This window comes from Pseudoalteromonas sp. ECSMB14103 (assembly GCF_000813065.1).
GTDB classification, from domain to species: domain Bacteria; phylum Pseudomonadota; class Gammaproteobacteria; order Enterobacterales; family Alteromonadaceae; genus Pseudoalteromonas; species Pseudoalteromonas marina.
In genome coordinates, this window is the sequence record NZ_JWGY01000001.1 from 157973 (window position 1) to 184694 (window position 26722).

23 protein-coding genes and 1 pseudogene are annotated in these 26722 nt (G+C 38.3%); 23 read left to right on the plus strand and 1 reads right to left on the minus strand.

The window, feature by feature from the left end; genetic code table 11:
• Position 1 precedes the first annotated feature (1 nt).
• The 3 genes from RF53_RS00630 (at position 2) to RF53_RS00640 (ending at position 3605) form a co-directional block, all read left to right on the plus strand.
• Entirely contained in the window at positions 2-931 is a 930-nt protein-coding gene (locus tag RF53_RS00630; protein ID WP_039036306.1) for an NAD-dependent epimerase/dehydratase family protein, read from the plus strand.
• Positions 932-959: 28 nt separating this feature from the next.
• Positions 960-1508 carry a sugar transferase gene (locus RF53_RS00635; protein ID WP_039036307.1) on the plus strand — a complete coding sequence of 183 codons (549 nt, stop codon included), beginning with the start codon at positions 960-962 and terminating at the stop codon, positions 1506-1508.
• A gap of 162 nt (positions 1509-1670) precedes the next feature.
• The gene (locus RF53_RS00640; RefSeq protein WP_039036308.1) at positions 1671-3605 is read left to right on the plus strand and encodes a polysaccharide biosynthesis protein; all 1935 of its coding nucleotides are present in this window, start codon (positions 1671-1673) and stop codon (positions 3603-3605) included.
• Between the two features lie 366 nt (positions 3606-3971).
• On the opposite strand, the gene RF53_RS00645 is transcribed toward RF53_RS00640, so the two are convergent.
• A complete protein-coding gene (locus RF53_RS00645) occupies positions 3972-5357 on the minus strand; it encodes an MBL fold metallo-hydrolase RNA specificity domain-containing protein (RefSeq protein ID WP_039036309.1) in 1386 nt (461 codons plus the stop codon).
• Positions 5358-5686: 329 nt separating this feature from the next.
• Here RF53_RS00645 and rfaH point away from each other — a divergent pair, with 329 nt between their 5' ends.
• From rfaH to RF53_RS00745, 20 genes and pseudogenes are all read left to right on the plus strand, one after another.
• Positions 5687-6166: a transcription/translation regulatory transformer protein RfaH gene (gene rfaH / locus RF53_RS00650; protein WP_039036310.1), complete on the plus strand. Its 480-nt coding sequence runs from the start codon at positions 5687-5689 to the stop codon at positions 6164-6166.
• A 434-nt stretch (positions 6167-6600) separates the two neighbouring features.
• Positions 6601-7713 (plus strand): polysaccharide export protein, encoded by a 1113-nt coding sequence (locus RF53_RS00655; protein ID WP_039036311.1) that lies wholly within the window; start codon positions 6601-6603, stop codon positions 7711-7713.
• Positions 7714-7723: 10 nt separating this feature from the next.
• Complete coding sequence (locus RF53_RS00660) at positions 7724-8158, plus strand: low molecular weight protein-tyrosine-phosphatase (RefSeq protein ID WP_039036312.1); 435 nt, start codon at positions 7724-7726, stop codon at positions 8156-8158.
• A gap of 15 nt (positions 8159-8173) precedes the next feature.
• Positions 8174-10405: a polysaccharide biosynthesis tyrosine autokinase gene (locus RF53_RS00665; RefSeq protein ID WP_039036313.1), complete on the plus strand. Its 2232-nt coding sequence runs from the start codon at positions 8174-8176 to the stop codon at positions 10403-10405.
• A gap of 105 nt (positions 10406-10510) precedes the next feature.
• Positions 10511-11437, plus strand: coding sequence for a sulfate adenylyltransferase subunit CysD (cysD, locus tag RF53_RS00670; protein WP_268747286.1), 927 nt, complete (start codon positions 10511-10513; stop codon positions 11435-11437).
• Positions 11438-11541: 104 nt separating this feature from the next.
• Positions 11542-11885, plus strand: a pseudogene (locus tag RF53_RS00675) (four helix bundle protein).
• A gap of 55 nt (positions 11886-11940) precedes the next feature.
• A complete protein-coding gene (gene cysN / locus RF53_RS00680) occupies positions 11941-13374 on the plus strand; it encodes a sulfate adenylyltransferase subunit CysN (RefSeq protein WP_039036315.1) in 1434 nt (477 codons plus the stop codon).
• Positions 13375-13379: 5 nt separating this feature from the next.
• A complete protein-coding gene (locus tag RF53_RS00685) occupies positions 13380-14039 on the plus strand; it encodes a sulfotransferase family 2 domain-containing protein (protein ID WP_158649130.1) in 660 nt (219 codons plus the stop codon).
• Positions 14029-14931, plus strand: a complete 903-nt coding sequence (locus RF53_RS00690; protein WP_052242850.1) for a glycosyltransferase family 2 protein — start codon at positions 14029-14031, stop codon at positions 14929-14931. The genes RF53_RS00685 and RF53_RS00690 overlap by 11 nt, the downstream gene beginning before the upstream one ends.
• A complete protein-coding gene (locus RF53_RS00695; RefSeq protein WP_039036317.1) occupies positions 14928-16142 on the plus strand; it encodes an O-antigen ligase family protein in 1215 nt (404 codons plus the stop codon). The genes RF53_RS00690 and RF53_RS00695 overlap by 4 nt, the downstream gene beginning before the upstream one ends.
• A complete protein-coding gene (locus tag RF53_RS00700) occupies positions 16139-17347 on the plus strand; it encodes a glycosyltransferase (RefSeq protein WP_039036318.1) in 1209 nt (402 codons plus the stop codon). The genes RF53_RS00695 and RF53_RS00700 overlap by 4 nt, the downstream gene beginning before the upstream one ends.
• Complete coding sequence (locus tag RF53_RS00705; RefSeq protein ID WP_039036319.1) at positions 17344-18246, plus strand: NAD-dependent epimerase/dehydratase family protein; 903 nt, start codon at positions 17344-17346, stop codon at positions 18244-18246. Before RF53_RS00700 ends, RF53_RS00705 begins: the two co-directional genes overlap by 4 nt.
• Positions 18246-19232, plus strand: a complete 987-nt coding sequence (locus RF53_RS00710; protein WP_082014406.1) for a sulfotransferase family protein — start codon at positions 18246-18248, stop codon at positions 19230-19232. The genes RF53_RS00705 and RF53_RS00710 overlap by 1 nt, the downstream gene beginning before the upstream one ends.
• The gene (locus RF53_RS00715) at positions 19225-20328 is read left to right on the plus strand and encodes a DUF1972 domain-containing protein (RefSeq protein WP_039036320.1); all 1104 of its coding nucleotides are present in this window, start codon (positions 19225-19227) and stop codon (positions 20326-20328) included. The genes RF53_RS00710 and RF53_RS00715 overlap by 8 nt, the downstream gene beginning before the upstream one ends.
• A 17-nt stretch (positions 20329-20345) precedes the next feature.
• Entirely contained in the window at positions 20346-21419 is a 1074-nt protein-coding gene (gene rfbB / locus RF53_RS00720) for a dTDP-glucose 4,6-dehydratase (RefSeq protein ID WP_039036321.1), read from the plus strand.
• A gap of 13 nt (positions 21420-21432) precedes the next feature.
• Positions 21433-22299: a glucose-1-phosphate thymidylyltransferase RfbA gene (gene rfbA / locus RF53_RS00725; protein ID WP_039036322.1), complete on the plus strand. Its 867-nt coding sequence runs from the start codon at positions 21433-21435 to the stop codon at positions 22297-22299.
• Between the two features lie 2 nt (positions 22300-22301).
• Entirely contained in the window at positions 22302-22835 is a 534-nt protein-coding gene (gene rfbC / locus RF53_RS00730; RefSeq protein ID WP_039036323.1) for a dTDP-4-dehydrorhamnose 3,5-epimerase, read from the plus strand.
• Positions 22836-22837: 2 nt separating this feature from the next.
• A complete protein-coding gene (gene rfbD / locus RF53_RS00735) occupies positions 22838-23689 on the plus strand; it encodes a dTDP-4-dehydrorhamnose reductase (protein ID WP_039036324.1) in 852 nt (283 codons plus the stop codon).
• A 210-nt stretch (positions 23690-23899) separates the two neighbouring features.
• Positions 23900-25297, plus strand: coding sequence for an undecaprenyl-phosphate glucose phosphotransferase (locus tag RF53_RS00740; protein WP_039036325.1), 1398 nt, complete (start codon positions 23900-23902; stop codon positions 25295-25297).
• Positions 25298-25332: 35 nt separating this feature from the next.
• Complete coding sequence (locus RF53_RS00745) at positions 25333-26631, plus strand: oligosaccharide flippase family protein (protein WP_039036326.1); 1299 nt, start codon at positions 25333-25335, stop codon at positions 26629-26631.
• Positions 26632-26722 lie beyond the last annotated feature (91 nt).

Here is a 26722-nt window from a genome sequence, read left to right on the forward strand (position 1 = left end):
ATTGGCAAGTAATTCTAGTAAAAAAATCATTATAACTGGTGCTAAAGGTTTTGTTGGTAAAGCTCTATGCTCAAATTTAAGTAAATACAACTACCTTAATTTTATACCGTTAGCAAGAGAGCCATTGCCGCCGAACTTTCAGTTATGTCCAGGTTTAAATCAAAAAGAGGGTTGGAGTGAGTTACTTGCAGAAGCCGATGTTGTCATTCACTTAGCAGGGAAAGCACATGAGGTAAGTAATGCGTCGTCGCTGGAAGCTTTCCGCTCGGTAAATACATATGGTACGGTCAACTTAGCGAAGCAAGCCGTAATTGCAGGTGTTAAAAAGTTTATTTTTATGAGTTCTATAGGAGTAAATGGGGTATCAAACTCATCTCCTTTTAAATATAACGATAAACCTACTCCAATTGAAAATTATGCTATTTCTAAGTATGAAGCTGAAATAGCGCTAAAAAAAATAGTAAAGAATACTGATATGGAGCTCGTTATAATTAGACCTCCTCTAGTTTATGGCAAAAATGCTCCAGGTAACTTTGGTAAACTCTTAAATGTTGCACAGAGGAATCTACCACTTCCTTTGGGTGCAATTAATAATCAGCGCAGCTTTGTAGCTGTAGATAACTTAGTTGATCTAATAGTTACATGTATTGATCATCCAAATGCTGTTAATCATACATTTTTGGTAAGCGATGATGAGGATATATCGACATCAAATCTTTTGAAAAAGCTTACGTTGGCAGCAGGTAAAAAGCCTTGGTTGATACCTATTCCATTATCTTTTTTAAAACTCATAGCTTCTATAGTTGGCAAAAAAGATACCGTTGAAAGATTTTCTAGTTCGTTAATTGTTGATATTGAGCATACTAAAAGTACATTAAACTGGAAGCCGCCAATTACTCTGGAAGAAGGCATTCGTCGTTGCTTTAAATAACTACTATTTTAATAATATGGAATTATAAATGATACGTGTACTCGATTTTTTATTTTCACTTTTTGGTTTATTGTTTGCTTTACCGTTTTTATTGATTTTATACCTTATTGGCTTATTCGATACTGGCTCACCACTATTTAAACAAGAGCGTGTTGGTCGTAATAAAAAACCTTTCACTTTAGTTAAATTTAGAACAATGTCAGTAGATACAGCGTCGGTTGCTAGCCATCTTGCAAGCAGTGCATCTATCACTCGTTTTGGTGGTTTTTTACGTAAAACTAAATTAGATGAGCTACCGCAGCTCTGGAATGTACTTAAAGGTGAAATGAGTTTAGTTGGACCACGTCCCGGGCTATTTAATCAGCAAGAACTTACTCAGGCTCGTGATGCTAAAAATATATACAATGTGCGCCCTGGCATTACTGGCTTAGCACAAGTGAGCGAAATAGATATGTCTACTCCAGAGCTGTTAGCTGAAACCGATGCAAAAATGATTGCCACGCTAAACCTTAAAGATTACTTTACTTATATACTGCAAACAGTAACAGGAAGTGGCAGTGGCGATAGAGTAAAATAGCTACATTACATACACAAATTTACAAAAAATAACTAAATACATAAAGACTATATAAAATATTGCCTATAGTCTTTATTTATTAAGTGCATTGGTTGCTCATCTTGTAGTAAAATTGTAGCCAATAGAATAGCAATATGATTGCTGGCTTCAGGGAAATGTATTGTGTTTTTAAAGTTTTTAGTTAGTTTACCACGCCCCCAAAAAAGAGTTATTTCTCTCCTTATCGACAGCGTATTTATAATAGTGGCTTTTTGGCTTTCTTTTTTGCTTAGGTTAGATAGTGTAGTTGTTTTAAAAAGCATACACAATTGGTTATTACTAGCCGCTTTGTTACCACTGAGTTTACTTAGTTTTGTGAAGCTAGGATTATACAGAGCTGTTCTACGATATATGAATACACAAGCTATGTGGGCCATTGCCGCTGGCGTTGTGCTATCTACATTATATTTAACTGTTTTGTCTTTCTTTTTAAGTGCCGCGGTTCCGCGTACTGTGCCATTTATATATGCTAGTTTCTGTATTTTATTTGTAGGTGGGTCAAGGTTAACAGCGCGCGCCATTGTAGGGCAAATCACCATGCGTCGCAAAGAAGGTGTAATTATATATGGTGCAGGATCTGCAGGTCGGCAATTAGCTACCGCGCTTGCTAGCGGGCCTGAATATTCACCTGTTGCATTTATCGATGATGATTCTAAAAAGCATTTATCTGTAATACAGGGAGTATGCGTGTACTCATCTACACAAATAGCAGAAGTTGCAAAGCAAAAATGTGCTAAGAAGATTTTACTTGCCCTGCCAAGCACATCAAGAAGTCGCCGTAAAGAAATACTTAACGCAATTGAAAAGTACAAGTTACAGGTGATGACCATACCTGGAATGGCCGATATAGTGTCGGGCACTACAAGTGTTGATGCAATTAAGGATGTAGAAATCGATGACCTACTTGGCAGAGAATCAGTTAAACCAAGACAAGATTTAATGTCATCAAATATTACCAATAAAGCCGTTATGGTGACTGGCGCAGGTGGTTCAATAGGGTCAGAGCTGTGTAGGCAAATAATAAAAAATACTCCAACAAAAATTGTGTTGTTTGAGCTTTCAGAGTTTGCTTTATACGCTATTGAAAAAGAGCTTTCAGAGTATTGCTCTGCAAATAATCTAAATATTGAAGTGTTACCTATACTTGGCTCCATTCAAAATAAAAAATTACTTGAATCAACATTTTCAACTTTTAGTATTCAAACTGTATATCATGCCGCAGCTTACAAGCATGTCCCACTAGTAGAACATAATGTAGTTGAAGGTGTTCGCAACAATGTTTACGGAACTTATAATGTAGCAACCGCAGCCATATTTACTAATGTAGAAACATTTGTTTTAGTGTCTACCGATAAGGCTGTTCGCCCAACAAATATAATGGGAACAACCAAGCGTATGGCCGAACTTGTTTTGCAAGGCCTTTCAGAGGTGCAAAGTACCACGCGCTTTACCATGGTTAGATTTGGTAACGTTTTAGGATCATCGGGTTCGGTTGTGCCGCTTTTTAGAAAACAAATAAAAGCAGGTGGCCCAATTACATTAACCCATCAAGATATAACGCGTTACTTTATGACAATACCAGAGGCCGCTCAGCTTGTTATCCAAGCCGGTGCAATGGGGGTCGGTGGCGATGTGTTTGTGCTTGATATGGGGGAGCCCGTAAAAATTAAAGACCTTGCAACAAAAATGGTGCACTTGTCAGGGCTTGAAGTTAAGCATGAAAAACGACCAAATGGCGATATAGAAATTAAATGTACTGGTTTGCGCCCAGGTGAAAAGTTATACGAAGAGTTGTTAATTGGCGATAACGTTACTGGTACAGATCACACAAGAATATTAAGTGCTCACGAAATAAAAATGCCATGGGCTGAATTAGATACCTTTTTAGCTAACCTAAAAATTGCATGTGACGAGTCTGACCATCCTCAAATTCGTAAGCTACTTTTACAAGCGCCCACAGCGTTTTCACCTACGGATGGTATTTGCGATCTTAATTGGAAAGAAAAACAAACTAGCCAATCAAATGTGACTGTTTTGCCTACTATAAGTAGTTCTTGAGTAGCGTTTATAATAAACGATAGTTAGTGTTTTAAATCTTTACCATTTGCGTGAGCAAGCTTCACGCCTACAAAGGTATCCCAAGCCTCTAATGTAAAGGTTTACACCATGTAGGCGCCTTGCTTGCTGGCGCGTTAAAAGCGTTTATATTTAACCATTTGCGTGAGCAAGCTTCACGCCTACAAAGGTATTCCAAACCTCTAATATTAAGGTTTAACACCATGTAGGCGCCATGCTTGCTGGCGCGTTAAAAGCGTGTATATTTAACTATTCGCGTGAGCAAGCTTCACGCCTACAAAGGTACCTCAAACCTCTAATATTAGGCTTTAACGCCACGTAGGCGCCTTGCTTGCTGGCGCGTTAAAGCTAACTTCCTATTTCAATTTTAACACTCTCACCCAACACCTCTTTATACTTATTTGCCAATGCAGCTTTTGCATCATCATCGCCATGCACAATTTTTATATGGCTTGGCTTTTTACGCATACCCGTTACAAACTTAATTAACCCGTTTTGATCGGCATGTGCACTATAACCGCTAATGGTATGGCTTTTGGCATTAATGGTAACGCGTGTATTGTTTATAAATACATAACCATTACGTGGGCCGTATTGTTGAATATCACGGCCTAGCGTGCCTCTCCCTTGGTAGCCCACAAATAAAACATCGGTGGTTGCATCACCTAAAAATCGTTCTAGGTAATTAACTATTCGGCCTCCGGTACACATACCGCTGGCGGCTAAAATAATAGCAGGCGTTTGGCGCGTACTTAAGTAATTAATAATGGCTATATGTTCTTTATGCGAATCAACCGTGGTTAGGTTTTTAAAATCAAGTGGGTGACGGCCTTTGGCTACTTTCTGTTTTGCTTCGTTATCCCATAAGTGTTTAAACTTTCTATATTGAGCAGTAAAGTTTGCTGCCATGGGAGAGTCGAGTATTACGTGTATATCTCGCCATTGTGAATGCTTGGCAGAGCTATGTATAAGTTGTTCTAGTTCGTATAGAAGTTCTTGGGTTCGGCCAATACTAAATGCAGGTACTAGCACCACGCCATTATCGGCAAGAGCACGCTCTATTATTTTTTTAAGTGTTTGGGTACGCTGTTTACGCCCTTGATGGTTTTTATCACCATAAGTAGATTCAATCACTAAAGTATCGGCTTTATAAGGCGCTTTAGGCGAGGGGAGTAATGGCGTGTATGGAGCGCCTAAATCACCCGAAAATACAACGCGGTGAGTGCTATTTGGTTTAGTACTTTGCTTATGAGTTTTAATGTCAATTTCAACATAGGCTGAACCTAAAATATGCCCGGCTCGCTGAAATCGCGCTTTAGCACTTTGCTGTCCATTGCATGGCAAGTTAAACCATGTTTTAAAATCAACGGGTACAATGCGTCGCTTTAGTAGGTTTAAGCAGGCATTTATAATTTTAGGGTCGCGTGTTACGCCCACTTTTAGCGCATCTTCTATTACTAGCGGCAATAAACTGGCTGAAGCTTGCGAGGTAAATATTGGCCCTTTAAAGCCGGCGGCAAATAAATAGGGAATTCGGCCAACATGATCAATATGGCAATGCGTAACAATAAGCGCGGTAACATGGCTAATATCAAATTCTATTGATAAGTCTTCTTTTGAGTCCTCCCCTTGAAATAACCCGCAATCAACAAGTACACTTGTTTGCTCATTAATTAAAAGCTCATGGCATGAGCCTGTAACACCGTTTACAGCCCCGTGGTGAAATAAATGCATACACTCTCCTTGTGTTAAAATTTAGTTAAAATAAAAAGTGATAAAAAATAGCTGTTTTACTATGTTTTTCCGAAAATAAGTTAACTCGTAAGATTTAAAATAATATATGTAAAAATATTTAACAAAATCAATTTTAAACGTTACCAATGTTAAGTGACTGTTACATAATTGGTTAAGTTTATTTTTAGTGATAAACTTAGTACTCAAAGCATAAGTTTGGCATTATTTATTTTAATTGCCAGTTTACATAGGTGTTTAGTATTAGCTATAATGCTCACCTGATTTAGTTTAATCTTGTGTTAATTGCAATTTTGTTATGTAGGATTGCTATGGAAAGTTGGTACTTAGTAGTGTGTAAACCTCGTCAGGAAGAGCGGGCAAAAACCAACTTAAATAATCAAGGGATTGAAGCATTTTACCCCCAATTGACTACCGAAAGGCTGGTCAAAGGTCGTAAGACCATCAAAAAATCTGCTTTATTTCCAAATTATTTATTTGTGTTCCTTGATTCAAAAAACGGTAACTTTTCTGCTGTAAAAAACACACGCGGAATAGCAAGTTTTGTTGCATATGGTGCCAAATACCAAATTGTACCAATACAAATAATAGAACAACTAAAGTGTGAACGTTTGTACACTACAAAATCCGAACTGCCAAAATCAGGTGATAGGGTAAACGTAAATAACAACTCGTTTAACAATATAGATGCCATATATAAAGAACCTGATGGAGATATCCGAAGCATTTTGTTAATTAAATTGCTTAACAAAGAAGTAGAAATAAGCATAGACAACAATGATTTTAAATAAACTCCTTAGTGGCAAGTATTAAATTATTACCCCGCTCATCAAAATTTAGCTTTTATCAGTAAGTAGGAACTGCAACCTAGGGGCGGAAGCGTGCCCGAAGGGCTAGATAAGCAAATGGTCTTGCTTTCAAGCTGGAGCGAGAGGAGCTCTGCGACGAACTGGAACGAGAAGCGTGCCCGAGTGGCTATTCGTAGACGCGTAGTTTGCCAGCGTGAATGCTAATAACTCATAAAGTAAATCGGCCACTGTTTGCTGTCTATATTTTATAAAACACTGAGTAAGCATAAATACTTATTTAAGGGAATGCCAAAGCGCAAAAGCGTGTTTCGGCTTGCGTGCAAAGTAAGCTCATGCTTTAATTAGCCGATAAAATACAAGTACTCACCAAGGTTGGTGGGCAAGTGCAATATTTAAAATAATTTTGGGATTCTACGATGGCGTTAAGCTGTAAATCACTCATCACTTCACTCGCAATACTATCAGTTACCGGTTGCACCATAGTACCAGGTAGCCATTTTGAAGGCATAGAATCTGGCGAGCAAACTCAAAACCTTGAGCAAGACCTAGAAAAAGTAAACATTCAAATAATTGACTCGTCACTAATTAAACAACAAAAACAAGCACGTGTGGCCGCAAAGCCAATATCGAATACCGCGGGTTTAAACGTAAGCAATTACCAATACAAACTAGGTGTAGGAGACGTACTTACAATAGGTGTATGGGATCACCCAGAGTTAACCATACCAGCAGGTACGCAGCGCACCGCAGAGTTTGACGGTTTTAGAGTTCAAGAAGACGGCACCATTACATACGCATACGCACCAAACATTCCAGCTGCAGGACACACCATAAGTGAAGTGCGTGAACAGCTAGTAAAACGCCTTAGTAGAGTAATTGAAGACCCACAAATAGATGTTAAAGTAGTCGGTTTTAGAAGCCAAAAAGCGTATGTTACTGGCGAAGTAAATAAACCAGGTGTTTACCCTGTCACTAGTACACCACTTACTTTGATAGATGCACTAAATCAAGCTGGCGGCCTAACCGAATCAGCCGATTGGCGTACAGTAACGTTTACCCGTGGCGACAAAACAGAAGTAATAGAGCTTGATGATTTTTATGCTCATGGTGATATTTCGCAAAATCGCTTACTACAACATGGCGATATAGTGCACGTTAGTCGAAACGATCAACAAAAAGTATTTGTATTAGGTGATGTAAAACGAGCAGGGTCGGTTACGCTTAACCGTTATGGCTTAAACCTAGCACAAGCATTAAGCGACACGGGCGGCTTAAATGAAAATACAGCAGATGCAAACGGCGTATTCGTTTTACGTAAAAGTAATTTAGAGCAAACAGGTGTGCTTGCAAACGTATACCAGCTTCATGCAAAAAACATTGCAGCACTCGTATTGGCCGAGCAGTTTGAACTGCAGCCGCACGATATAGTATATGTAACATCAGCCCCATTGGCCCGTTGGAACCGCGTAATAAGTTTACTATTACCGTCGGTAGCTACCGTTGATAACTTAAACGATATAAACAACTAAGGCGGCTATAATGTTTGATTCTGTTTTAGTTGTGTGTGCCGGCAATATTTGCCGCAGCCCAACCGGCGAGTATGTATTAAAGCAAAAGCTGGAAGGTAAAAATATAAAAGTGTCGTCTGCGGGGTTAACAGCGCTTGAAGGTAAGCCAGCAGATGCAATGGCAAAAAAAATTGCCCAAGTTCATGGTGTAAATATGGATACCCATCAAGGTCGCCAGCTTACATCGGCACTCGTTGCGCAAAATAGCGTAATATTAGTTATGGAAGAACGACATTTAAATGATTTACACGCACGCTACCCCGAAGCGCGCGGTAAAACATTTTTATTAGGTAAATGGATCAACAACGCCGAAATACCAGACCCTTACCGCCAAAGCCAAGAGGCTTTTGAGCACGTATACGCATTAATCGATAGCGCTTGTAGCGCTTGGCAAAAGTATTTATAAGGATTGGCAAAGTAAATGACCCCTCAGCCTTCAGCTCCAACCAATAATCAAAATAAATCAACCGAACAAGAAATAGATCTTCTAGCGTTATTTGGCACATTACTCGACCGTAAATACTTTATAGTTTTAGTAACTGTATTATTTGCAATAATAGGGGTGGCTGTAGCTGTATTTAGTACACCCATTTACAAAGCCACAGCGCTCATACAAGTAGAAGAAAGTAGCCCCTCAGTACCTGGCTTAGATGACATGGCAGGTATGTTTGAGAGCTCAAGTGAGGCCGTAACCGAAATAGAGCTATTAAAATCGCGCAGTGTAATTGGCGAGGCGGTTGACGCGCTTAAACTTGATATAATAGCCGAGCCTAAATTATTTCCTATTATTGGTGGCAAGTTTTACAGAGGATTTGTAGCCAACAAACCAAACGATGTAGCCGACCCACTCCTAGGTGCAAGTAGCTATGCATGGGGCGGTGAATCTATAAACGTATTTAGGTTTATAGTGCCCCAAGCATTTGAAGGCAAAGAATTTGAATTACACATAAAACAAAACAATCAGTACGAATTATTAAACCCAGATGGCGATGCAGTACTAAACGGCACAGTAGGTAAAGACGAAGCCGCAGGCTTTTATGCCCTTACAGTGCGTGCTTTAAATGCACGCCCTGGTACGGTGTTTACCTTAGTAAAAAACAACCGTTACCGCACAGTAGTTGAGTTACAGCAAGAAATATCGGCCAGCGAAAAAGGAAAAGATTCAGGCATTATTACTCTTGCTTACGAGCATAAAAATGCAGCGCACGCTGAAAAAGTGCTTGATAAAGTAGCCGATATTTACGTACGCCGAAACGTAGAGCGCAACAGCGCAGAGGCTAAAAAGTCGCTCGATTTTTTAGAGGTACAACTGCCAGAGGTTAAAAAACAGCTTGAAGGCTCAGAGCAACGTTTTAACGACTACCAAAAAAAGCGACAGTCGGTAAACATAACTCTAGAAACACAAGCAATTCTTGAGCAAATTGTAGAGCTAGACACAACCCTGCAAGAGCTTGACCTAAAGCGCTTAGAACTTAGCCGTAAATTTAAGCGTGAACACCCAGCATACCAAGGTGTAATTAAGCAAATAGAATCAATACAAGCCGAAAAAGCGCAGCTAACCGCTGAAGTAAGTAACCTACCCGAAACCCAGCAAGAGCTATTACGTTTAACACGAGATGTAGAAGTAGGTAACGAAATTTACATGCTACTACTTAGTAAAACACAAGAGTTAGACATAGTGCGTGCTGGCACAGTGGGTAACGTACGTGTTGTTGATGTTGCAGCGGTAGATACAACTGAACCCGTAAAACCTAAAAAAGCTTTAATTGCAGTAGTTGCAACGTTACTAGGGGGCTTTTTAGCGGTTGCTATAGTGCTTATACAAAAAGCTATGCACAAAGGCGTTGAAGATCCAAGCGAAATAGAAGCCCTAGGTATAAACGTATATGCAAGTGTGCCACACTCAGATCACCAAGATAAATTGGTAGGGTTTGGTGCTAAGTCTAAAAAAGCAAAAGCAGGAAAAGCCAAATCAATACTAGCAGTAGATAACCCAGCAGACCTAGCCATAGAGGCCTTACGTAGCTTACGTACCAGCCTACATTTTGCGATGATCGAATCAAAAAACAATATAATAGCGATTTCGGGCCCAAGCCCAGGTGTAGGTAAATCGTTTATATCGGTAAACTTGGCCACAGTATTGGCGCAAAGTGGTAAAAAAGTACTTATAGTTGATGCCGATATGCGTAAAGGCTACTTACAAACACAGTTTGGTTTAAAGTGGGACGACGGCCTAAGTGATTACCTATCGGGCCGTTTAAACTTAGCGCAAATAACAAAAGCAAGCAAAGTTGAAAACTTAAATGTAATTACGCGCGGGCAAATACCACCTAATCCGTCAGAGCTGTTAATGCATAGCAACTTCAGTAAATTTATTGAACAAATTAGCGCAGCCTACGACCTAGTAATCATAGATACCCCGCCAATACTTGCCGTAACCGACCCGGCCATAGTAAGCACGCATTGTGGTACCACATTATTAGTAGCACGCTTTGGGCAAAATCATGTTCGCGAAATAGAGCTAACGCGTAACCGCTTTGAACAAAATGGCATAGATGTAAAAGGCCTAGTATTTAATGGCGTAGTTAAAAAAGCTAGTAATGCCTACGGGTACTATGGTTACTACAACTACGAATATAAATCAGATAAATAGATGAATATTGGCTACGGGCTACGATTCTCGCAGCCTGAGCCTAGCAGCTCGATGCTCGTCGCTAGTGCCCCGTAGTTCATAACTAACAGCTTAAAACTTAATACCCTGGAGAAAAAAATGGAAATCTCACAAGCTAGGATGACCCATCTTAAGCAATTAGAGGCTGAGTCTATTCACATTATTCGTGAAGTAGCGGCTGAGTTCGACAACCCAGTAATGCTTTACTCAGTAGGTAAAGACTCAGCAGTAATGCTGCACTTAACAATGAAAGCGTTTTTTCCGGCAAAACCACCATTTCCTTTAATGCATGTAGATACCACATGGAAGTTTAAAGAAATGATTGAGTTTAGAGACCAAATGGCTAAAAAGCTGGGTTTTGATCTAATTGTACATAAAAATCAAGAAGGGATTGACGCAGGCGTAGGGCCATTTACCCACGGTAGTGCAAAGCACACCGATATAATGAAAACCCAAGGCCTAAAGCAAGCGCTTAACAAATACAAATTTGACGCAGCCTTTGGCGGCGCGCGCCGCGATGAAGAAAAATCACGCGCAAAAGAGCGTGTTTACTCGTTCCGCGATAAAAACCACCGCTGGGACCCAAAAAACCAACGCCCAGAGCTATGGAACACGTTTAACGGCAAGGTAGAAAAAGGCGAAAGCATTCGTGTATTCCCACTAAGTAACTGGACCGAGCTCGATATTTGGCAATACATATACCTAGAAAACATCGACATTGTACCACTATACCTAGCAGCAGAACGCCCAGTAGTAGAGCGCGACGGTACATTAATAATGGTAGATGACGAACGCATGCCACTTAACGATGGTGAAGTACCCATGCAAAAAATGGTACGTTTTAGAACGCTAGGTTGTTACCCATTAACAGGTGCTGTTGAGTCACACGCCACAACATTACCCGAAATAATTCAAGAAATGTTACTAACCAAAACCTCTGAGCGCCAAGGCCGAGTAATTGACCACGATTCATCCGGCTCAATGGAGAAAAAGAAAATGGAAGGGTACTTCTAGCCGAAGGCTAGGGGCCTGAAGCCGTAAGCTGTAAGTCATAAGTAACAGACGTCGTAATATAGCTCTCAAAGCTCAGAATTAATAACTTCTTTAAAGGGATTTTCATGAATTTTGAAAATTTGGACGTATGGAAACGTTCAGATCGACTTTCTGCAGAGATATATTATATAAGGTAACGGCATCATTAAAAGACTTTGGCTTTAGAGAACAACTGACACGCTCAGGACTTTCCGTGCCCAGTAACATTGCGGAGGGAATGACACGAGAAAGTGTTAAAGAAAAGAAACGCTTTTTGGATATTGCACGATCGTCATTATCAGAAGCAAGAACACAAATTTATATAGGCATTGATATCGGCTATCTCCCAAAGCAACAGGCACAAGAATGGCTTGTTGAAACCAGAGAGCTATCTGCCATGCTCAATAGCCTTAAAAACAAACTTATATAGCTGCTGTTTTCACTTACAACTTACAGCTTAAAGCTCAAAGCTAAATAGGATTATCATGACCGAACAAACACAAACTCACCTTCTTGAAACCGATATTGAAGGTTACTTAAAACAACACGAAAATAAAGACTTACTGCGCTTTTTAACCTGCGGTAACGTAGATGATGGTAAATCAACCTTAATTGGCCGTTTATTGCACGACTCAAAATTAATTTTTGAAGATCACATGGCGGCTATAAAAAGTGACTCTAAAAAGTTTAATACCACCAGTGGTGAGTTTGACCTTGCCCTACTGGTTGATGGCTTGCAATCTGAGCGTGAGCAAGGCATAACAATAGACGTTGCGTACCGTTACTTTGCAACCGAAAAGCGTAAATTTATAATTGCAGACTGCCCAGGGCACGAGCAATACACGCGTAATATGGCAACCGGAGCCTCTAACTGCGACCTTGCTATTGTAATGATTGATGCCCGTAAAGGCGTACAAACACAAACTAAACGCCACAGCTATATTGCATCGCTACTTGGCCTTAAACACGTAATAGTCGCTATTAATAAAATGGACTTAGTTGATTATAGCCAAGACGTTTACCGCCAAATTAAAGCCGACTACAAAGCATTTGCTGAGCAACTAGACATACCAGACGTGCGGTTTGTGCCAATATCGGCGCTTAATGGCGACAACGTGGTAGACAAAGGTGAAAACCTTAGCTGGTACCCAGGTGCCACACTTATGCAACTGTTAGACACGGTAACCATAAGCGATGATAAAAACCTAGATACTTTTCGCTTACCTGTGCAGTACGTAAACCGCCCTAATTTAGATTTCCGCGGCTTTTGCGGCACTATAGCCAGTGGTGTTATTAATGTAGGTGACAAAGTAACAGCTTACCCTTCAGGTAAAACATCGAGTGTTGAGCGTATAGTAACGGCCGACGGCGACCTACCAATGGCCTTTGCAGGCCAAGCAATAACACTTACACTTACTGATGAAATAGACATAAGCCGTGGCGATGTAATTACTCGTACTACAAGTGACAAAGCGCAACAACCTACCAGCACAACAAGTTTCGCTGCCAATATTGTATGGATGGCTGACGCTGCTATGCAGCCAGGTAAAGAATACGAGCTAAAAATTGGCACTAAAAACACATTTGGTACAATCAGTGCGATAAACCACCGTATTGATGTAAATACCCTCAATGAGCTGCAAGCAAGCGATCTGCAACTAAACGAAATTGCAAACTGTACAATAGAAACCGCAAGTCCAGTAGTGATCGACACTTACAAAAACGTGGTAGGCACAGGCTCGTTTATTATAATTGACCGTCTAACTAATGTAACTGTAGGTGCGGGTATGATTACTAATACCATGCTTGAAGCACGCAACCCGCAGCCAGCAGCCCGCAAATATACCGAGGCTGAAATTGCCTTGAATAAATATGTTTGTGACTATTACCCTGAATGGAATGCAAAACCAATTCTATGAGTATCTTGAAAAAAATATATCGTAACGTCTTGCCACAAAAATTAATTCTTTGGTTAGATGTGAAAAGGGGGTTGAGGACTCCATTTCTTCGTGAGGTTGATGAAAGAAAAGCTATATTTGTTCATATACCAAAGGCTGCAGGTTCATCAATTTCTAAAGACATATTCTTTGGAAAACAAGTAGGGCACTTTTATGCAGCGGACTATAAATTTTTAGATAATCAAAAGTATAATGAGTATTTTAAATTCACATTCGTTCGGAACCCTTACACTAGATTCGTTTCAGCATATAATTATTTGAGTGCTGGTGGAGGAAATACATTTGATAAAACTTTCTATCTTGAGCATCAAGCCAGCTTCGTTTCAATAAATCAATTTATTGATGACTTCTTTGCGAAGAAAGAGATAAGAAATTGGATACACTTTGTTCCCCAGAGTCATTTTTTAACTGTAAATGGAAAAGTTGAAATGGATTTTGTTGGCAGATTCGAAAAAATAGATGATGACATTACCACTCTGAAAAATATGATATCGATATCATTTTCAGGTGATTTTACAAAAGTGAACCGAAGTGTGAATAGAAATGAAGTTTTGACTAATAAAAATAAAGAAAAGCTTTATGATTACTATAAAGAGGACTTTGAGTTGTTCGGTTATGAAAGATAGTATTGATATTATATTACCTGTTTACAATGGTGAAGCTTACATTACTGAATCTATAGAGAGTATTTTAAATCAGACTTATAGTAACTTTAATTTGTTAGTAATTAACGATGGTTCTACAGATAAGACCAAATTAATACTAGAGCAACTTAAAAATACTGATGCTAGAATTCAAGTCATAAATAAAGACAATGAAGGCCTTATCGCTACTTTAAATTTAGGGATTTCTTTATCTCGTGCCAAATACCTTGTTAGGATGGATCATGATGATATTCTCGCTCCTAGTAAGCTTGAAATGCAAATTAACTATATGAACTCTCATGAAAACATAGATGTTTTGGGTTGTAATGCTTTTCTTATTGACAGTTCAGGTAAGAGGGTTGGTTCTATCTCATTTCCAGTTGCATCTCTAGCTGTGAAAGCTAAAAGCTTTGTTAGAGTGCCCGTTTTACACCCGAGTGTCATGATTAAAGTTTCTGATAAAATTAGGCCATTTTTATATTATGATGAGGCTCAGTTATACTGTGAAGATTTTGGGCTCTGGCATAGGCTTTTAGACAATGACTTTCGCATTACAAACTTAAAAGAAAAGTTGATGTACTACAGAATGCATAATTCGAGTGTTAGCTCAACTAGAAGAGAGGATATGCAAAATAATGCTTGTCAAATAATAGAAAATGCAATGAAAAACACAGGCATCAGTCTTGAGCAAAGTGATTGGGAGTCATTTAAAATTCTTAGGAATAAAGAGCTGAGTAAAAATGTGAGTTTAATCTCATTTTTTAGTTTGTTAATGCGTGTTGGGGGGTGCAAATCTCTGAGATTTAAGTTTTTTATTAAAAAAGAGCTCGTAGAACTATTTTTAAAATTTAAAATTAAAAGAGTTTTGAAATGAAAACGCTTTTTAAACCCGAATTAACGTTTTCTTTTGGAGTATTTCTTTTTTCATTTGAGCCACTAATTTCTGTTATTTATCCTCAATTTTCGCTTTTGGTCACGTTCTATATAGTTAGTCTTTTCCTTATAGGTGTTTCAGGGTACTTATCTAATTTTAACTTTAAATTGGATTATTTTTATTTTTGGGTCTTATTTTATATTTCTTTTTGTATTTTATTATCTTTGGGATATGGTTTTAATTTATTTGATAGCGTGAAAACTGTTCTTTACGAGGGTAAATATTTTCTTTTCTGCACTTATCTTTTGGTCTTTTGTAGGCATGTGGATTTTATAAAATGCTCCAAGCTTTTATTTGTAATGTTTCTTTTCCAGCTTATATTTTCTATTTTGCAGTTTTTTAATATTCTTGGATTAAAGTCACTAATTATACAAATAGCCTTTATTAATGCCCATGACTACTATAGAGAAAATCTTATTGGTGGAGGAGTTTTCGGGAGTTTTATATCAAAAAATACATTGGGCTATTTTTCATTGTTCTGCTTTATTATTTTTAGTAAATATAAGGTATTTGATACCAATTTTAAAAACGTTCTAGTCCTATCTTCTTGCTTTTTCCTGATTTTGATATCTGAGTCACGTAGTGCTTTTGTTTTTATGGTTTTATTTACTTTCTATTTGAGTCGAAAGGATTATAAATTATTAATTATTTTAATTGCGCCTTTGATTATACTACCTTTGTTTTTTATTGATACGGAGTATCTTCCTAAATCAATAAAAGAGGTTTTTTCTCAGCAATATTACACTACTGTTCTTGATGTAGGGCGTGGGGCCTATATATATGCTTCTATTTTAAAGTTTCTTGAAAGTCCTATTTTAGGTAGTGGTGCTGGTAGTTGGGGATTAGGTTTAGCTTTTTCAGAGTCGAGCGAGCATAACAAAATTATGTATTATGCCGGGTTTTCAATACCTTTAGGTGTTTTTCAAGATAATAACTGGTTATCAATATTGACACAATATGGAGCGGTTGGATTAGTTGGCTTTATCCTGATTTTAAAGCGAGTTTGGGTAAAAGGTAGGATCAATAATTCTTATGTAGAACCTACATTATTAATTTGTTTATGTTACAACTCCCTGTTTTTAGCAGGGTTTTCTATTGGTATTTTAATGTTTTTAACTTTGTTCTTTAATTTAAGTAAAAATAAAATATGAAGATCTTATTAGTTCATAAATTCCACCATCTAACTGGTGGGGCAGAAGTTTTTTACTTCGAAGTGGCACGTGTACTGAAAAAGTATGGTCACGAGGTCGCTTTCTTTTCAACTGCTGATGAAAATAACATTAACACAGGGGATGTTGCGCACTTTGTGCCCGCGCCAAATTATAGTGGCGGGCTTTTAGATAAGCTAAAAGCGTTACCAAGCACGTTTTACTCAAAAGATAAAAAAAAGGCATTTGCGAAGCTTTTAGACGAATTTAAACCAGATATTGTTCATGCCTTTGCTATTCATGTACACCTTACTCCATCTATTTTAGAAGCAGCAAAAGAGCGTAATATTCCAGTTGTAATGTCGTGTAACGATTACAAACATATTTGTCCCAATTATAAAATTTATGATGGCAAAAAAAATTGTGAGTTATGCAAGGGCGGCAAGTTTTATAACGCTATAAAAAAACGATGCTGTAAAGGGTCTTTATCGTTCAGTGCTGCATCGGCTATTGAAGCTTATGTACATGAACACAAAAAAGTATACGACAATTTAGTAGACAAGTATTTATTTGCTAGTGAGTTTATGCTTAACAAAACCAAGGAATTTTGGGCTAATAAACATATAAGCTATGGTGTGCTAAAAAACCCATTTAAGCCTGAAGAATATACACCTAATTACACTGGTGAATACGCTCTTTATTTTGGCCGTATTATTGATGAAAAAGGCGTAGACAGAATAGTAAAGGCAGCTGCTGAGGTTAACTTACCTATTAAAATAATAGGAGATGGCCCGCAATTACAAGAGTTACAGCATTTAGCAAAGCAACAAAACAGTGTAAATATAGAATTTTTAGGACCTATGTGGGGAGAGGCTTTAAACACAGTATTAAGTAATGCTCGCTTTGTCGTTGTGCCTTCTTTATGGCACGAAAACTTTCCTTACGTTATATTTCAGGCTTTTGCTTATGGCAAGCCGGTTGTTGGCTCGCTTAGGGGCGGGATCCCCGAATTAGTAGGGAAGGATAGAGGGCTACTTTTTGAGCCTGATGACATAACTGACTTAGCAAATAAAATGCAGCAGCTATGGAATGATAAAACTGCTTGTAAGGAGATGGGACTAGCTGCAAGGGAGTATGTGGAGAGTCATTTTAATGATAATGTTTTTTACCAAGATATTATGGAAAACTACCGGAGTGTAATAAAGTGAAATGCCTAGTTTTAGGTGCAAATGGATTTATTGGATCTCATCTTACTGATTTATTAAAACAAAAAACAGGGTATGCGGCATCATTTGCAAGGAAAGAGTATTTATATAACCCTGATGTTAAAAGTTATGTTGGTGACTTTAATAATAAAGAAGCATTAGAAGCTGCACTTATTGGTCATGATTGTGTTATTCATTCTGTAAGTTCTTCGACTCCCGCTATTGCCGCTGCCGATCCCAGATTTGATATTGAGGCTAATTTATTACCCACTATTTTTTTAGTGCAAGCCATGGCACGTAAAAATGTGAAGAAACTTGTTTATATTTCTTCCGGCGGGACTGTTTACGGAAACCCACTACATTTGCCTGTGAGCGAAAAAACAGAGTTAAAACCCGTTTCTGTCTATGGAGCAACAAAAGCAGCTGTAGAAAACTACCTAAGCATATTGTGTACACAGCTAAAAATAGACTTAACAATAATACGGCCCTCTAACCCTTTTGGTCCAAGACAGTATAATAAAGGCTCCCAAGGGCTTATTGCTACTTTATTAGATAAAGCTATTAAAAAGCAGCCAATTATTTTGTTTGATAATGGCAATGCTATTAGAGACTACATATACATAGATGATTTAATAGAAGCTATTTATAAATCTGTAATACAAGGTGTAACTGGAATATACAATATTAGCTACGATGCTGGCTACAGTGTGAGTAATATAAAAAAGTGTATTGAAGATATTACGTTACATCGCTTTGAATGTAATTTTTTACCAAAACGTGATTTTGATATTGATGAGATTATTCTTGATTCAACGTTAGCAAGAAAGAAGCTTAACTGGAAACCTACGACAACTATTGAAGCAGGTATTCAAAAGCAGTTTAATTGGATGGTTAATTTATAATGGTTGCACAGGTTGATAGTCGCTTTACTAAGCGCACTAAGTTAAAAACATTTACACGATATTTGTCTTATTTACTCTACGAAGGCAGACCCTTAACAACAAAAGGTAGATGGATAAATCCACTTGTTTTTGCTTTATACCGTTTGCAAGAACTTTTACCCTTTGCGAAAAAGGTTGAAAAGCCTGTTTTTATTTTAGGTACAGGTAGGAGCGGAACGACTATTTTAGGTGTTACTTTAGGGATTCATAAAGATGTGGGGTTTTTAAATGAGCCAAAAGCATTATGGAGCCACCTTTATAACGATGAAGACTTAATTGGCAGCTATCAAAATAAGGTTGGCCGCTACTTTTTAACTGAGCAAGACGCTAATAATACTTTAAAAGTAAACGCCCATAAAATTTTTGGAAGTTATTTAAGGTTTACATTGAGTAATAGAGTGGTGGATAAGTACCCTGAACTTATTTTTAGAGTGCCGTTTGTTAAAGAGATTTTTCCTGACGCTAAATTTTTATTTCTATTTAGAAATGGGTGGGATACTTGCCATTCTATAAAACATTGGTCGGAGCGTTTAGGGGTTGCTGACAATGGAAATACGCATGACTGGTGGGGAGTAAATAATAGAAAATGGATAGCTCTGTGCGATCAAGTTTTATTGCAAGACCCTGAGCTAAAGGATAATTACGGTACGATAAAAAATTACACTGATCATGTTGCTATGGCTGCGGTTGAGTGGATTTTAACTATGAAGCAAGGTCTTTCGTTATCACAAAATAGCGATGTTTATGCTGTAAAATATGAGCAATTTGTTACTGACAGTAGTTTTAGAGATGAGATTTTGAAGTTTTGTTATTTATCACCTGATACTAACTTTAATGATTATTGTAGTGAAGTTTTAAAATCACCGAAGAAAAAAAGTCCAATAGTTTTACCTATTGAAATTAGTGAAGAATTTAACCGGATTATGAAGTTACTAGGCTATGAGTAATAAAGAATTAGTTGTTTTAGGTATACGTGGTGTTCCTGCTGGTCATGGAGGCTTTGAAACCTTTGCTGAATATTTATGCCCTTTTTTAATTAAAAATGGCTGGCAGGTTACTGTTTACTGTCAAGAAGACGGTGAAGGTGAAATGTACGAAAGCCAATGGCAAGGTGTTAAGCGTATTCATATACCTGTAAAAAATGAAGGGCCATTAGGCACTATTATTTTTGACTTAAAATCGGTATGGCATGCGCGCAAAAATAAGGGCTTGCATTTAACACTGGGCTACAATACTGCGTGTTTTAATATTATTCAGCGCCTATACGGTATTAATAATGTGATTAATATGGATGGCATTGAGTGGAAACGCCAAAAGTGGGGTTTTGTTGCAAAAACGTGGTTTTGGCTAAACGAGCGCTTTGGTTGTTGGTTTGGAAACCATTTGGTAGCAGATCACCCAAAAATAGAGGATCACTTAGCGACTCGTGTAGTGCGTAAAAAAATTACTATGATTCCATACGGCGGCCCTGATGTAAGTACGGCTAACGAAGCTGTGTTAGCTGATTACAGGTTAGTTAAAAACGAGTATGCAATAGTGATTGCTAGGCCAGAGCCTGAAAACTCTATTTTAGAAGTAGTAGAGGCGTTTTCGGCTAAACCGCGTAGCCATAAATTAGTGGTGTTAGGTAAGTTTTTAGATTCAAACCCATATCATCAACAAGTTCTTGCTGCTGCAAGTAATGACGTGGTATTTCCTGGTGCTATTTACGAAGCCGAAAAAGTGGCAGCACTGCGTTTTTATGCACGCTTTTATGTGCATGGCCACCAAGTTGGTGGTACTAACCCATCACTGGTTGAAGGTTTAGCTGCTGGTTGTGCAGTAATAGCACACGATAACAAGTTTAATCGCTGGGTTGCCGGTAATGGCGCTTTTTATTTTGAAAATAAAGCACATTTAAGTGAGTTTTTAGATCAAGATTATTTAAATGATGATTTTGTTAAGCAAAAAAGTGCTGCTGCTAAAGATCAATTTATTACAAAGTTTCAGTGGGGTGATATTTTAACTCAGTATGAAACTTTGCTTACAAAATATTTAAAATAAATGGATAAATTATTTTTATGAAAATTTTAGTTACTGGTGGTGCCGGCTTTATAGGCTCTGCAGTTGTTCGCCATATTATAGAAAACACACAAGATTCAGTAGTCAATTTAGATAAATTAACCTACGCAGGTAACTTAGAGTCTTTAAAAACTGTAGATAGCAGTGAACGTTATACATTTGAGCAGGTTGATATTTGTAACCGTAAAGAGCTTGACCGTGTATTTAAATCACACAAACCCGATGCCGTTATGCACTTAGCAGCAGAAAGCCATGTTGACCGTTCGATTACAGGGCCTAGCGATTTTATTCAAACTAATATTGTTGGCACTTATAATCTACTAGAAGCGGCCCGTGATTATTGGAATACATTAAATAATGAGTCTAAAGCAGACTTTAGATTCCACCATATTTCTACTGATGAAGTTTATGGTGATCTTCCGCACCCTGATGAGCAGCACGGTGAGCTTCCTTTATTTACTGAGCAAACATCTTATGCACCAAGTAGCCCTTACTCTGCGAGTAAAGCATCGAGCGATCATTTAGTACGCGCTTGGTTACGCACATATGGTTTTCCAACTATTGTCACTAACTGCTCAAATAATTATGGCCCTTACCACTTTCCTGAAAAGTTAATACCGCTTGTTATACTTAATGCCCTTGATGGCAAGGAACTGCCTATATACGGTAAAGGCGATCAAATTCGTGATTGGCTATATGTAGAAGATCACGCTCGCGCTTTATACAAGGTAGTAACCGAAGGTAAAGTTGGCGAAACCTACAATATAGGTGGCCATAACGAAAAGCAAAACTTAGAGGTAGTACAAACTATTTGTGAAATTTTAGATAGCTTAGTGCCAAAAAGTACAAAGTATGCAGAGCAAATTACATATGTAACCGACCGCCCTGGTCACGATCGTCGCTACGCTATTGATTCATCAAAGATGAGTGAAGAGCTTAACTGGACGCCAGTAGAAACATTTGAGACTGGGTTACGAAAAACAATTGAATGGTATTTAGTTAATCAGCAATGGTGTAAAAATGTACAGGATGGTTCATACCAACGTGAACGCCTTGGTGAAATAAAAGCATAGTAAGGAGAGTATTATGAAAGGAATTATATTAGCAGGCGGCTCAGGCACTCGCCTTTACCCGCTTACCCGTGGTGTATCAAAACAGTTACTACCCGTTTACGATAAGCCAATGGTTTATTATCCAATATCTACGCTAATGCTGGCAGGTATACGCGATATATTAATAATCACAACACCTGAAGATAACGAAAGCTTTAAGCGCTTATTAGGTGATGGAAGCGATTACGGTGTTAGCTTAAGTTATGCTGTACAGCCATCGCCAGATGGGTTAGCACAAGCCTTTATTATTGGTGAAGATTTTATTGGCGATGATAGCGTGTGTTTAGTGCTTGGCGACAATATTTACTATGGCCAGTCATTTAGCAAAACGCTTAAAAGTGCAGCAAGCCGTGAAACGGGTGCTACTGTATTTGGATACCAAGTAAAAGATCCTGAGCGTTTTGGCGTAGTAGAATTCGACGAAAACATGAAAGCTATTTCTATAGAAGAAAAGCCTGAAAAGCCAAAGTCGAATTACGCAGTGACAGGCCTTTACTTTTACGACAACAGAGTAGTTGAATTAGCTAAACAAGTTAAGCCATCTCATAGGGGCGAGCTTGAAATAACAACGTTAAATGAAATGTATTTAGCTGATGGTACTCTTAACGTTGAGCTGCTTGGACGCGGATTCGCATGGCTCGATACGGGTACGCACGAAAGCTTGCATGAGGCGTCATCGTTTGTACAAACTATCGAGCATGTACAAGGGTTAAAAGTGGCCTGTTTAGAAGAGATAGCTTGGCGCAACGGTTGGCTAACTACCCAACAGTTACTTGAAATAGCTAAACCAATGATGAAAAACGAATACGGGCAGTATTTGGCTCGTTTATCTGAAGATTAAAAATGAAAATTATTGATACAAATATTCCTGAAATTAAAATTATTGAACCAAAAGTATTTGGCGATGAACGTGGCTTTTTTTTAGAGACGTTTCAGGCTAAAAAGTACCAAGCTGTTATAGGTGAAAACCTTACTTTTGTTCAAGATAATCATAGCCGATCTAGTAAGGGAGTTTTGCGTGGTCTGCATTTTCAAAAAACAAAGCCGCAAGGTAAGTTAGTTCGCGTTGTAACTGGTGAGGTTTTTGATGTTGCAGTAGATATACGCAAAGGGTCACCGACTTTTGGTAAGTGGGAAGGTGTTTTATTATCGGGTGATAATAAACGCCAATTTTGGGTTCCACCGGGCTTTGCTCATGGTTTTGTTGTTTTAAGTGATACTGCCGACTTTGAGTATAAATGCACTGACTTTTACGACCCCAATGACGAGGGTGCTATAAAGTGGGATGACCCTGACATTGCTATTGATTGGCCATTTGATTTTGAGCCCTCTTTATCAGCTAAAGATGAACTTGCAGGGTTGTTAAAGGATTTATAAACATGAAAGTATTGCTAACCGGTGCCAATGGTCAGTTAGGGCGTTGTATTCAGGATAGAGCACCTGAAGGTATTGAGCTCATTGCTTTAACACGTGCTGAGCTCGACATTACAGACCAAGCAAATGTAATGGCGTTATGTGAAAAACTAAAGCCAGATTTTATTATAAATGCAGCAGCCTATACAGCTGTAGATAAAGCAGAAAGTAACCCTGCAGCTGCAGGTGCTATTAATTTAACGGGGTCTGAAAATTTAGCATACGCTGCTGCAAAGCTAGATATACCTGTTATTCATGTATCTACTGATTATGTTTTTGATGGTACTGCAATAACCCCATACATACCGAGTTGCCCTACAAATCCACAAAGTGTATATGGTCAAACAAAGTTAGACGGTGAAAACAGTATAAAAGCAATTACGTCTAAGCATGTAATTATCAGAACTGCTTGGGTATTTAGTGAATACGGAAATAACTTTGTAAAAACCATGCTTAGGTTAGGCGCAGAGCGAGATGAACTTGGTATAGTGGCAGACCAAATAGGTTGCCCTACCTACGCCGGTGATTTAGCGCAGTGTATTTTTAATTTTATAACATTAATTAAAAATAATACTAAAACAGTTTTTGGTATTTACCACTTTTGCGGTGACGAGCAAGTTAGCTGGTATGAGTTCGCCAATGCTATATTTGATGAAGCTAAAACTAAAAAGGTAATTGTAAATAAGCCGCTACTTAAAAAGCTAACAACATCAGAGTACCCAACTCCGGCAAAAAGGCCTAAATATTCAGTAATGAAAGACACATCCCCACATGTTAGTTTTTCAGATTGGCGAACTGCATTAAAAAATATAATTTGATAATTAATGTGGTTTTTATAAGCGAACTACATTCTAAACTGCAATAGCAATGTAAACGGTTATTCATAATTAAACATTTACGACACAACAAGAATTAAGCCATTAACAACACATTTCTAACTAATTGTAAGTGTTTTTTTCTATGGTGTTATTTTTAGTTTGTTACGTTATTATAAAGTTGCATTTATAACAACAATAATAGAGAAGATTATGCATATGCATAAAGGAATTTTGCAAAGTAATGCAACTATTGTTGCATTTATCCAGCGAGTGCTCGACATAGTAATAATAGTGGGTACCTTATGGGGTAGTACAAGCCTACATAATACTCCTTGGTTATTGCAGCACACAACGGCTGCTTTGCTGGCTGTTTTTTTGTTTCACTTTACTAGCGAGCTCGACAAGCTTTATATATCGTGGCGTGGGCTATCACTTTACAAAGAACTTAAAAAAACAATTTCACACTGGTTTATAAGTGCCGCAGTACTGTTTTTAAGTGTTAATTTTATAGCGCCAGAGTATTTAAACCCTACTGGGCTTCAGTTTGTATGGTTTGTTTTTGCTTGTGTATTACTGAGCTCATATCGTATTTTCTTGCGCTTTATACTAAGGCTGCTTAGAGCACAAGGCTACAACACCCGTAATGTAGTTATTGTAGGTGCTGGTGTGCTAGGGCAAAAGCTAGCAAATAATATTATTGAACATGCCAGTTTTGGCTTGGTTTTTAGTGGTTATTACGACGACGAAACACCTAGCCAAAAAGTGGTTGCTGCACAAACTCTGGGTGATTTAGAGCAACTTGTTGCTGATTGCAAAAGCGGTGGAATAGATCGCGTTTATATTGTACTACCACCACAAGCATATGAGCGCCGTAAGTGGTTAGTTAAACAATTAGCAGACAGTACCGCGAGTGTTTACATAGTGCCCGATGTATTTACCTATCAATTATTACATTCACGTAGTGATACCATTATGGGTATACCTACCATAAGTATTTACGATTCCCCCATAGATGGCAGTAACGCCATAATTAAGCGTATTGAGGATGTAATACTTTCTATTTTAATACTTGTTTTAATTTCACCAGTATTAATAGGGCTAGCAGTTGCAGTTAAGCTTACATCAAAAGGCCCCGTGTTTTTTAAACAAAACCGATACGGTATTGATGGTAAACCTATTAAAGTATGGAAGTTCCGTTCAATGAATGTAATGGAAGACGGCGCTAAAGTTACCCAAGCCATAAAAAACGATAAGCGCTTCACGCCCATAGGCCAGTTTATACGTAAAACCAGCCTTGATGAACTTCCACAATTTTTAAATGTACTGCAAGGGCAAATGTCGATTGTAGGCCCTCGCCCCCATGCAGTTGCGCATAACGAGCAATACCGTAGTTTGGTTGACGGCTATATGCTACGCCACAAAGTAAAGCCTGGCATTACTGGCTGGGCACAAATTAACGGCTGGCGAGGCGAAACCGACACATTAGATAAAATGGAAAAGCGCATTGAGTTTGACCTAGAATACATTCAAAATTGGTCACTCGTTTTAGATTTAAAAATAGTATTTTTGACTATTTTTAAAGGCTTTATAAACAAAAATGCGTATTAATGTTTGGGCTACGGGCTACAGAAAATGAGAAGTAAATGTTTAGCAAAGTAAAGGTAATATTAAATGACGCCGAGCACCGCCACACGGCAATAAACGCCGCTATTGCACTTTTTATACGCGTTTTTGGTGCAGGTATGGCCTTTATATTTAATTTAATAATTGCAAGGCAGTTAGGGGCTGAACAATCAGGCTACTTTTTTTTAAGTTTTGCCGTTGCTATGCTCCTATCGGCCTTTGCCCGCTTGGGGTTTGATAACACAGTACTTAGGTTTACTGGTGCTAATGCAAACAATGGAGCTACGGTAAAAAGTGTCCTGAGTTTTGCTTTAAAATACAGCTTGCCGGTAGCAAGTGCTATTGCTGTAATTCTTTATTTTTTATCACCGCTGATTGCAAATAATGTATTTAACAAGCCGGAAATGGCTAATAGCCTTGCGTTTATTGCGCCTGCTATTATTGGGTTAAGTGCTGTAACAATTATAGCAATGAGCTTGCAGGGGCGGCATAACTTAATAGCGAGTATTCCGTGTCAAAACATTGCGCACTTTTTACTGTGTGGTGGTGCTGTTTTATCATTTAATACCTCTGCAGCAGATACTGCCGCATTGTATTTAAGTTTAAGTTTAGGTGTTACAGCAAGCTTTTTTTATTGGATTGCTTTAAAAAGCTTAAATTCAGCTGGTAATACTGTTAGCCCACATGAGCTCTGGAATAGTGCCCGCCCTAACTGGATAATCGTCATTATGAATCAGGCAGTGCAGTGGTGCGCCCCTATTATTATAGGTGTGTATTTAGTGGCTGAACAGGTTGCTTATTTTAGTGTTGCTCAACGTATAGCAATGCTTACAACTTTTATTTTAATGGCGGTTAATTTAGTGGTTGCGCCTAAGTTTGCCGCGTTTAAAGCTGCTAATAATATGGATGGAATACGAAAAACGGCATTGTTTAGTGTGCGTTTATTAGTATTAAGCGCCTTGCCTATTGTATTGTTTATGTTGTTGTTACCTGAATTTTTAATGGGGTTATTTGGTGAGCAATTTAAGCAAGGCGCAGTTATTTTACAAATACTGGTGTTAGGCCAAGCCGTAAATGTAATAACAGGCTCTGTTGGTTTTTTACTAATGATGAGCGGAAACGAACGTGATATGCGCTTTGTAACTATAATTAGCGGCTGTGGTGTATTACTGAGCGTACCACTATTTACAAGTTTATATGGCGCAATGGGGGCTGCGGCAGCTACCGCCTTTTTTATTAGCCTACAAAACTTATTGGCAGTGTACTTTGTAAAAAAACGATTAGGGTTTAATACACTCAGGTTTTGGCAGAAAATATGATTTGGTGAGCCACGAGCCACGAGCCACGAGTTACGAGATAAAAGCTGCGAGCTAAGGGCTACGAGTTAGTAAATTGAGTTTAAGGAAGAAT

Coding starts and splice junctions, on each gene's coding strand:
- RF53_RS00715 (WP_039036320.1), top strand. CDS start 19,225: ATGAGTAATAAAGAATTAGTTGTTTTAGGTATACGTGGTGTTCCTGCT.
- rfbB (WP_039036321.1), top strand. CDS start 20,346: ATGAAAATTTTAGTTACTGGTGGTGCCGGCTTTATAGGCTCTGCAGTT.
- cysN (WP_039036315.1), top strand. CDS start 11,941: ATGACCGAACAAACACAAACTCACCTTCTTGAAACCGATATTGAAGGT.
- RF53_RS00655 (WP_039036311.1), top strand. CDS start 6,601: ATGGCGTTAAGCTGTAAATCACTCATCACTTCACTCGCAATACTATCA.
- RF53_RS00660 (WP_039036312.1), top strand. CDS start 7,724: ATGTTTGATTCTGTTTTAGTTGTGTGTGCCGGCAATATTTGCCGCAGC.
- rfbC (WP_039036323.1), top strand. CDS start 22,302: ATGAAAATTATTGATACAAATATTCCTGAAATTAAAATTATTGAACCA.
- RF53_RS00635 (WP_039036307.1), top strand. CDS start 960: ATGATACGTGTACTCGATTTTTTATTTTCACTTTTTGGTTTATTGTTT.
- rfbD (WP_039036324.1), top strand. CDS start 22,838: ATGAAAGTATTGCTAACCGGTGCCAATGGTCAGTTAGGGCGTTGTATT.
- rfbA (WP_039036322.1), top strand. CDS start 21,433: ATGAAAGGAATTATATTAGCAGGCGGCTCAGGCACTCGCCTTTACCCG.
- RF53_RS00700 (WP_039036318.1), top strand. CDS start 16,139: ATGAAGATCTTATTAGTTCATAAATTCCACCATCTAACTGGTGGGGCA.
- RF53_RS00745 (WP_039036326.1), top strand. CDS start 25,333: ATGTTTAGCAAAGTAAAGGTAATATTAAATGACGCCGAGCACCGCCAC.
- RF53_RS00710 (WP_082014406.1), top strand. CDS start 18,246: ATGGTTGCACAGGTTGATAGTCGCTTTACTAAGCGCACTAAGTTAAAA.
- RF53_RS00665 (WP_039036313.1), top strand. CDS start 8,174: ATGACCCCTCAGCCTTCAGCTCCAACCAATAATCAAAATAAATCAACC.
- rfaH (WP_039036310.1), top strand. CDS start 5,687: ATGGAAAGTTGGTACTTAGTAGTGTGTAAACCTCGTCAGGAAGAGCGG.
- RF53_RS00645 (WP_039036309.1), bottom strand. CDS start 5,357: ATGCATTTATTTCACCACGGGGCTGTAAACGGTGTTACAGGCTCATGC.
- RF53_RS00690 (WP_052242850.1), top strand. CDS start 14,029: ATGAAAGATAGTATTGATATTATATTACCTGTTTACAATGGTGAAGCT.
- RF53_RS00740 (WP_039036325.1), top strand. CDS start 23,900: ATGCATATGCATAAAGGAATTTTGCAAAGTAATGCAACTATTGTTGCA.
- RF53_RS00695 (WP_039036317.1), top strand. CDS start 14,928: ATGAAAACGCTTTTTAAACCCGAATTAACGTTTTCTTTTGGAGTATTT.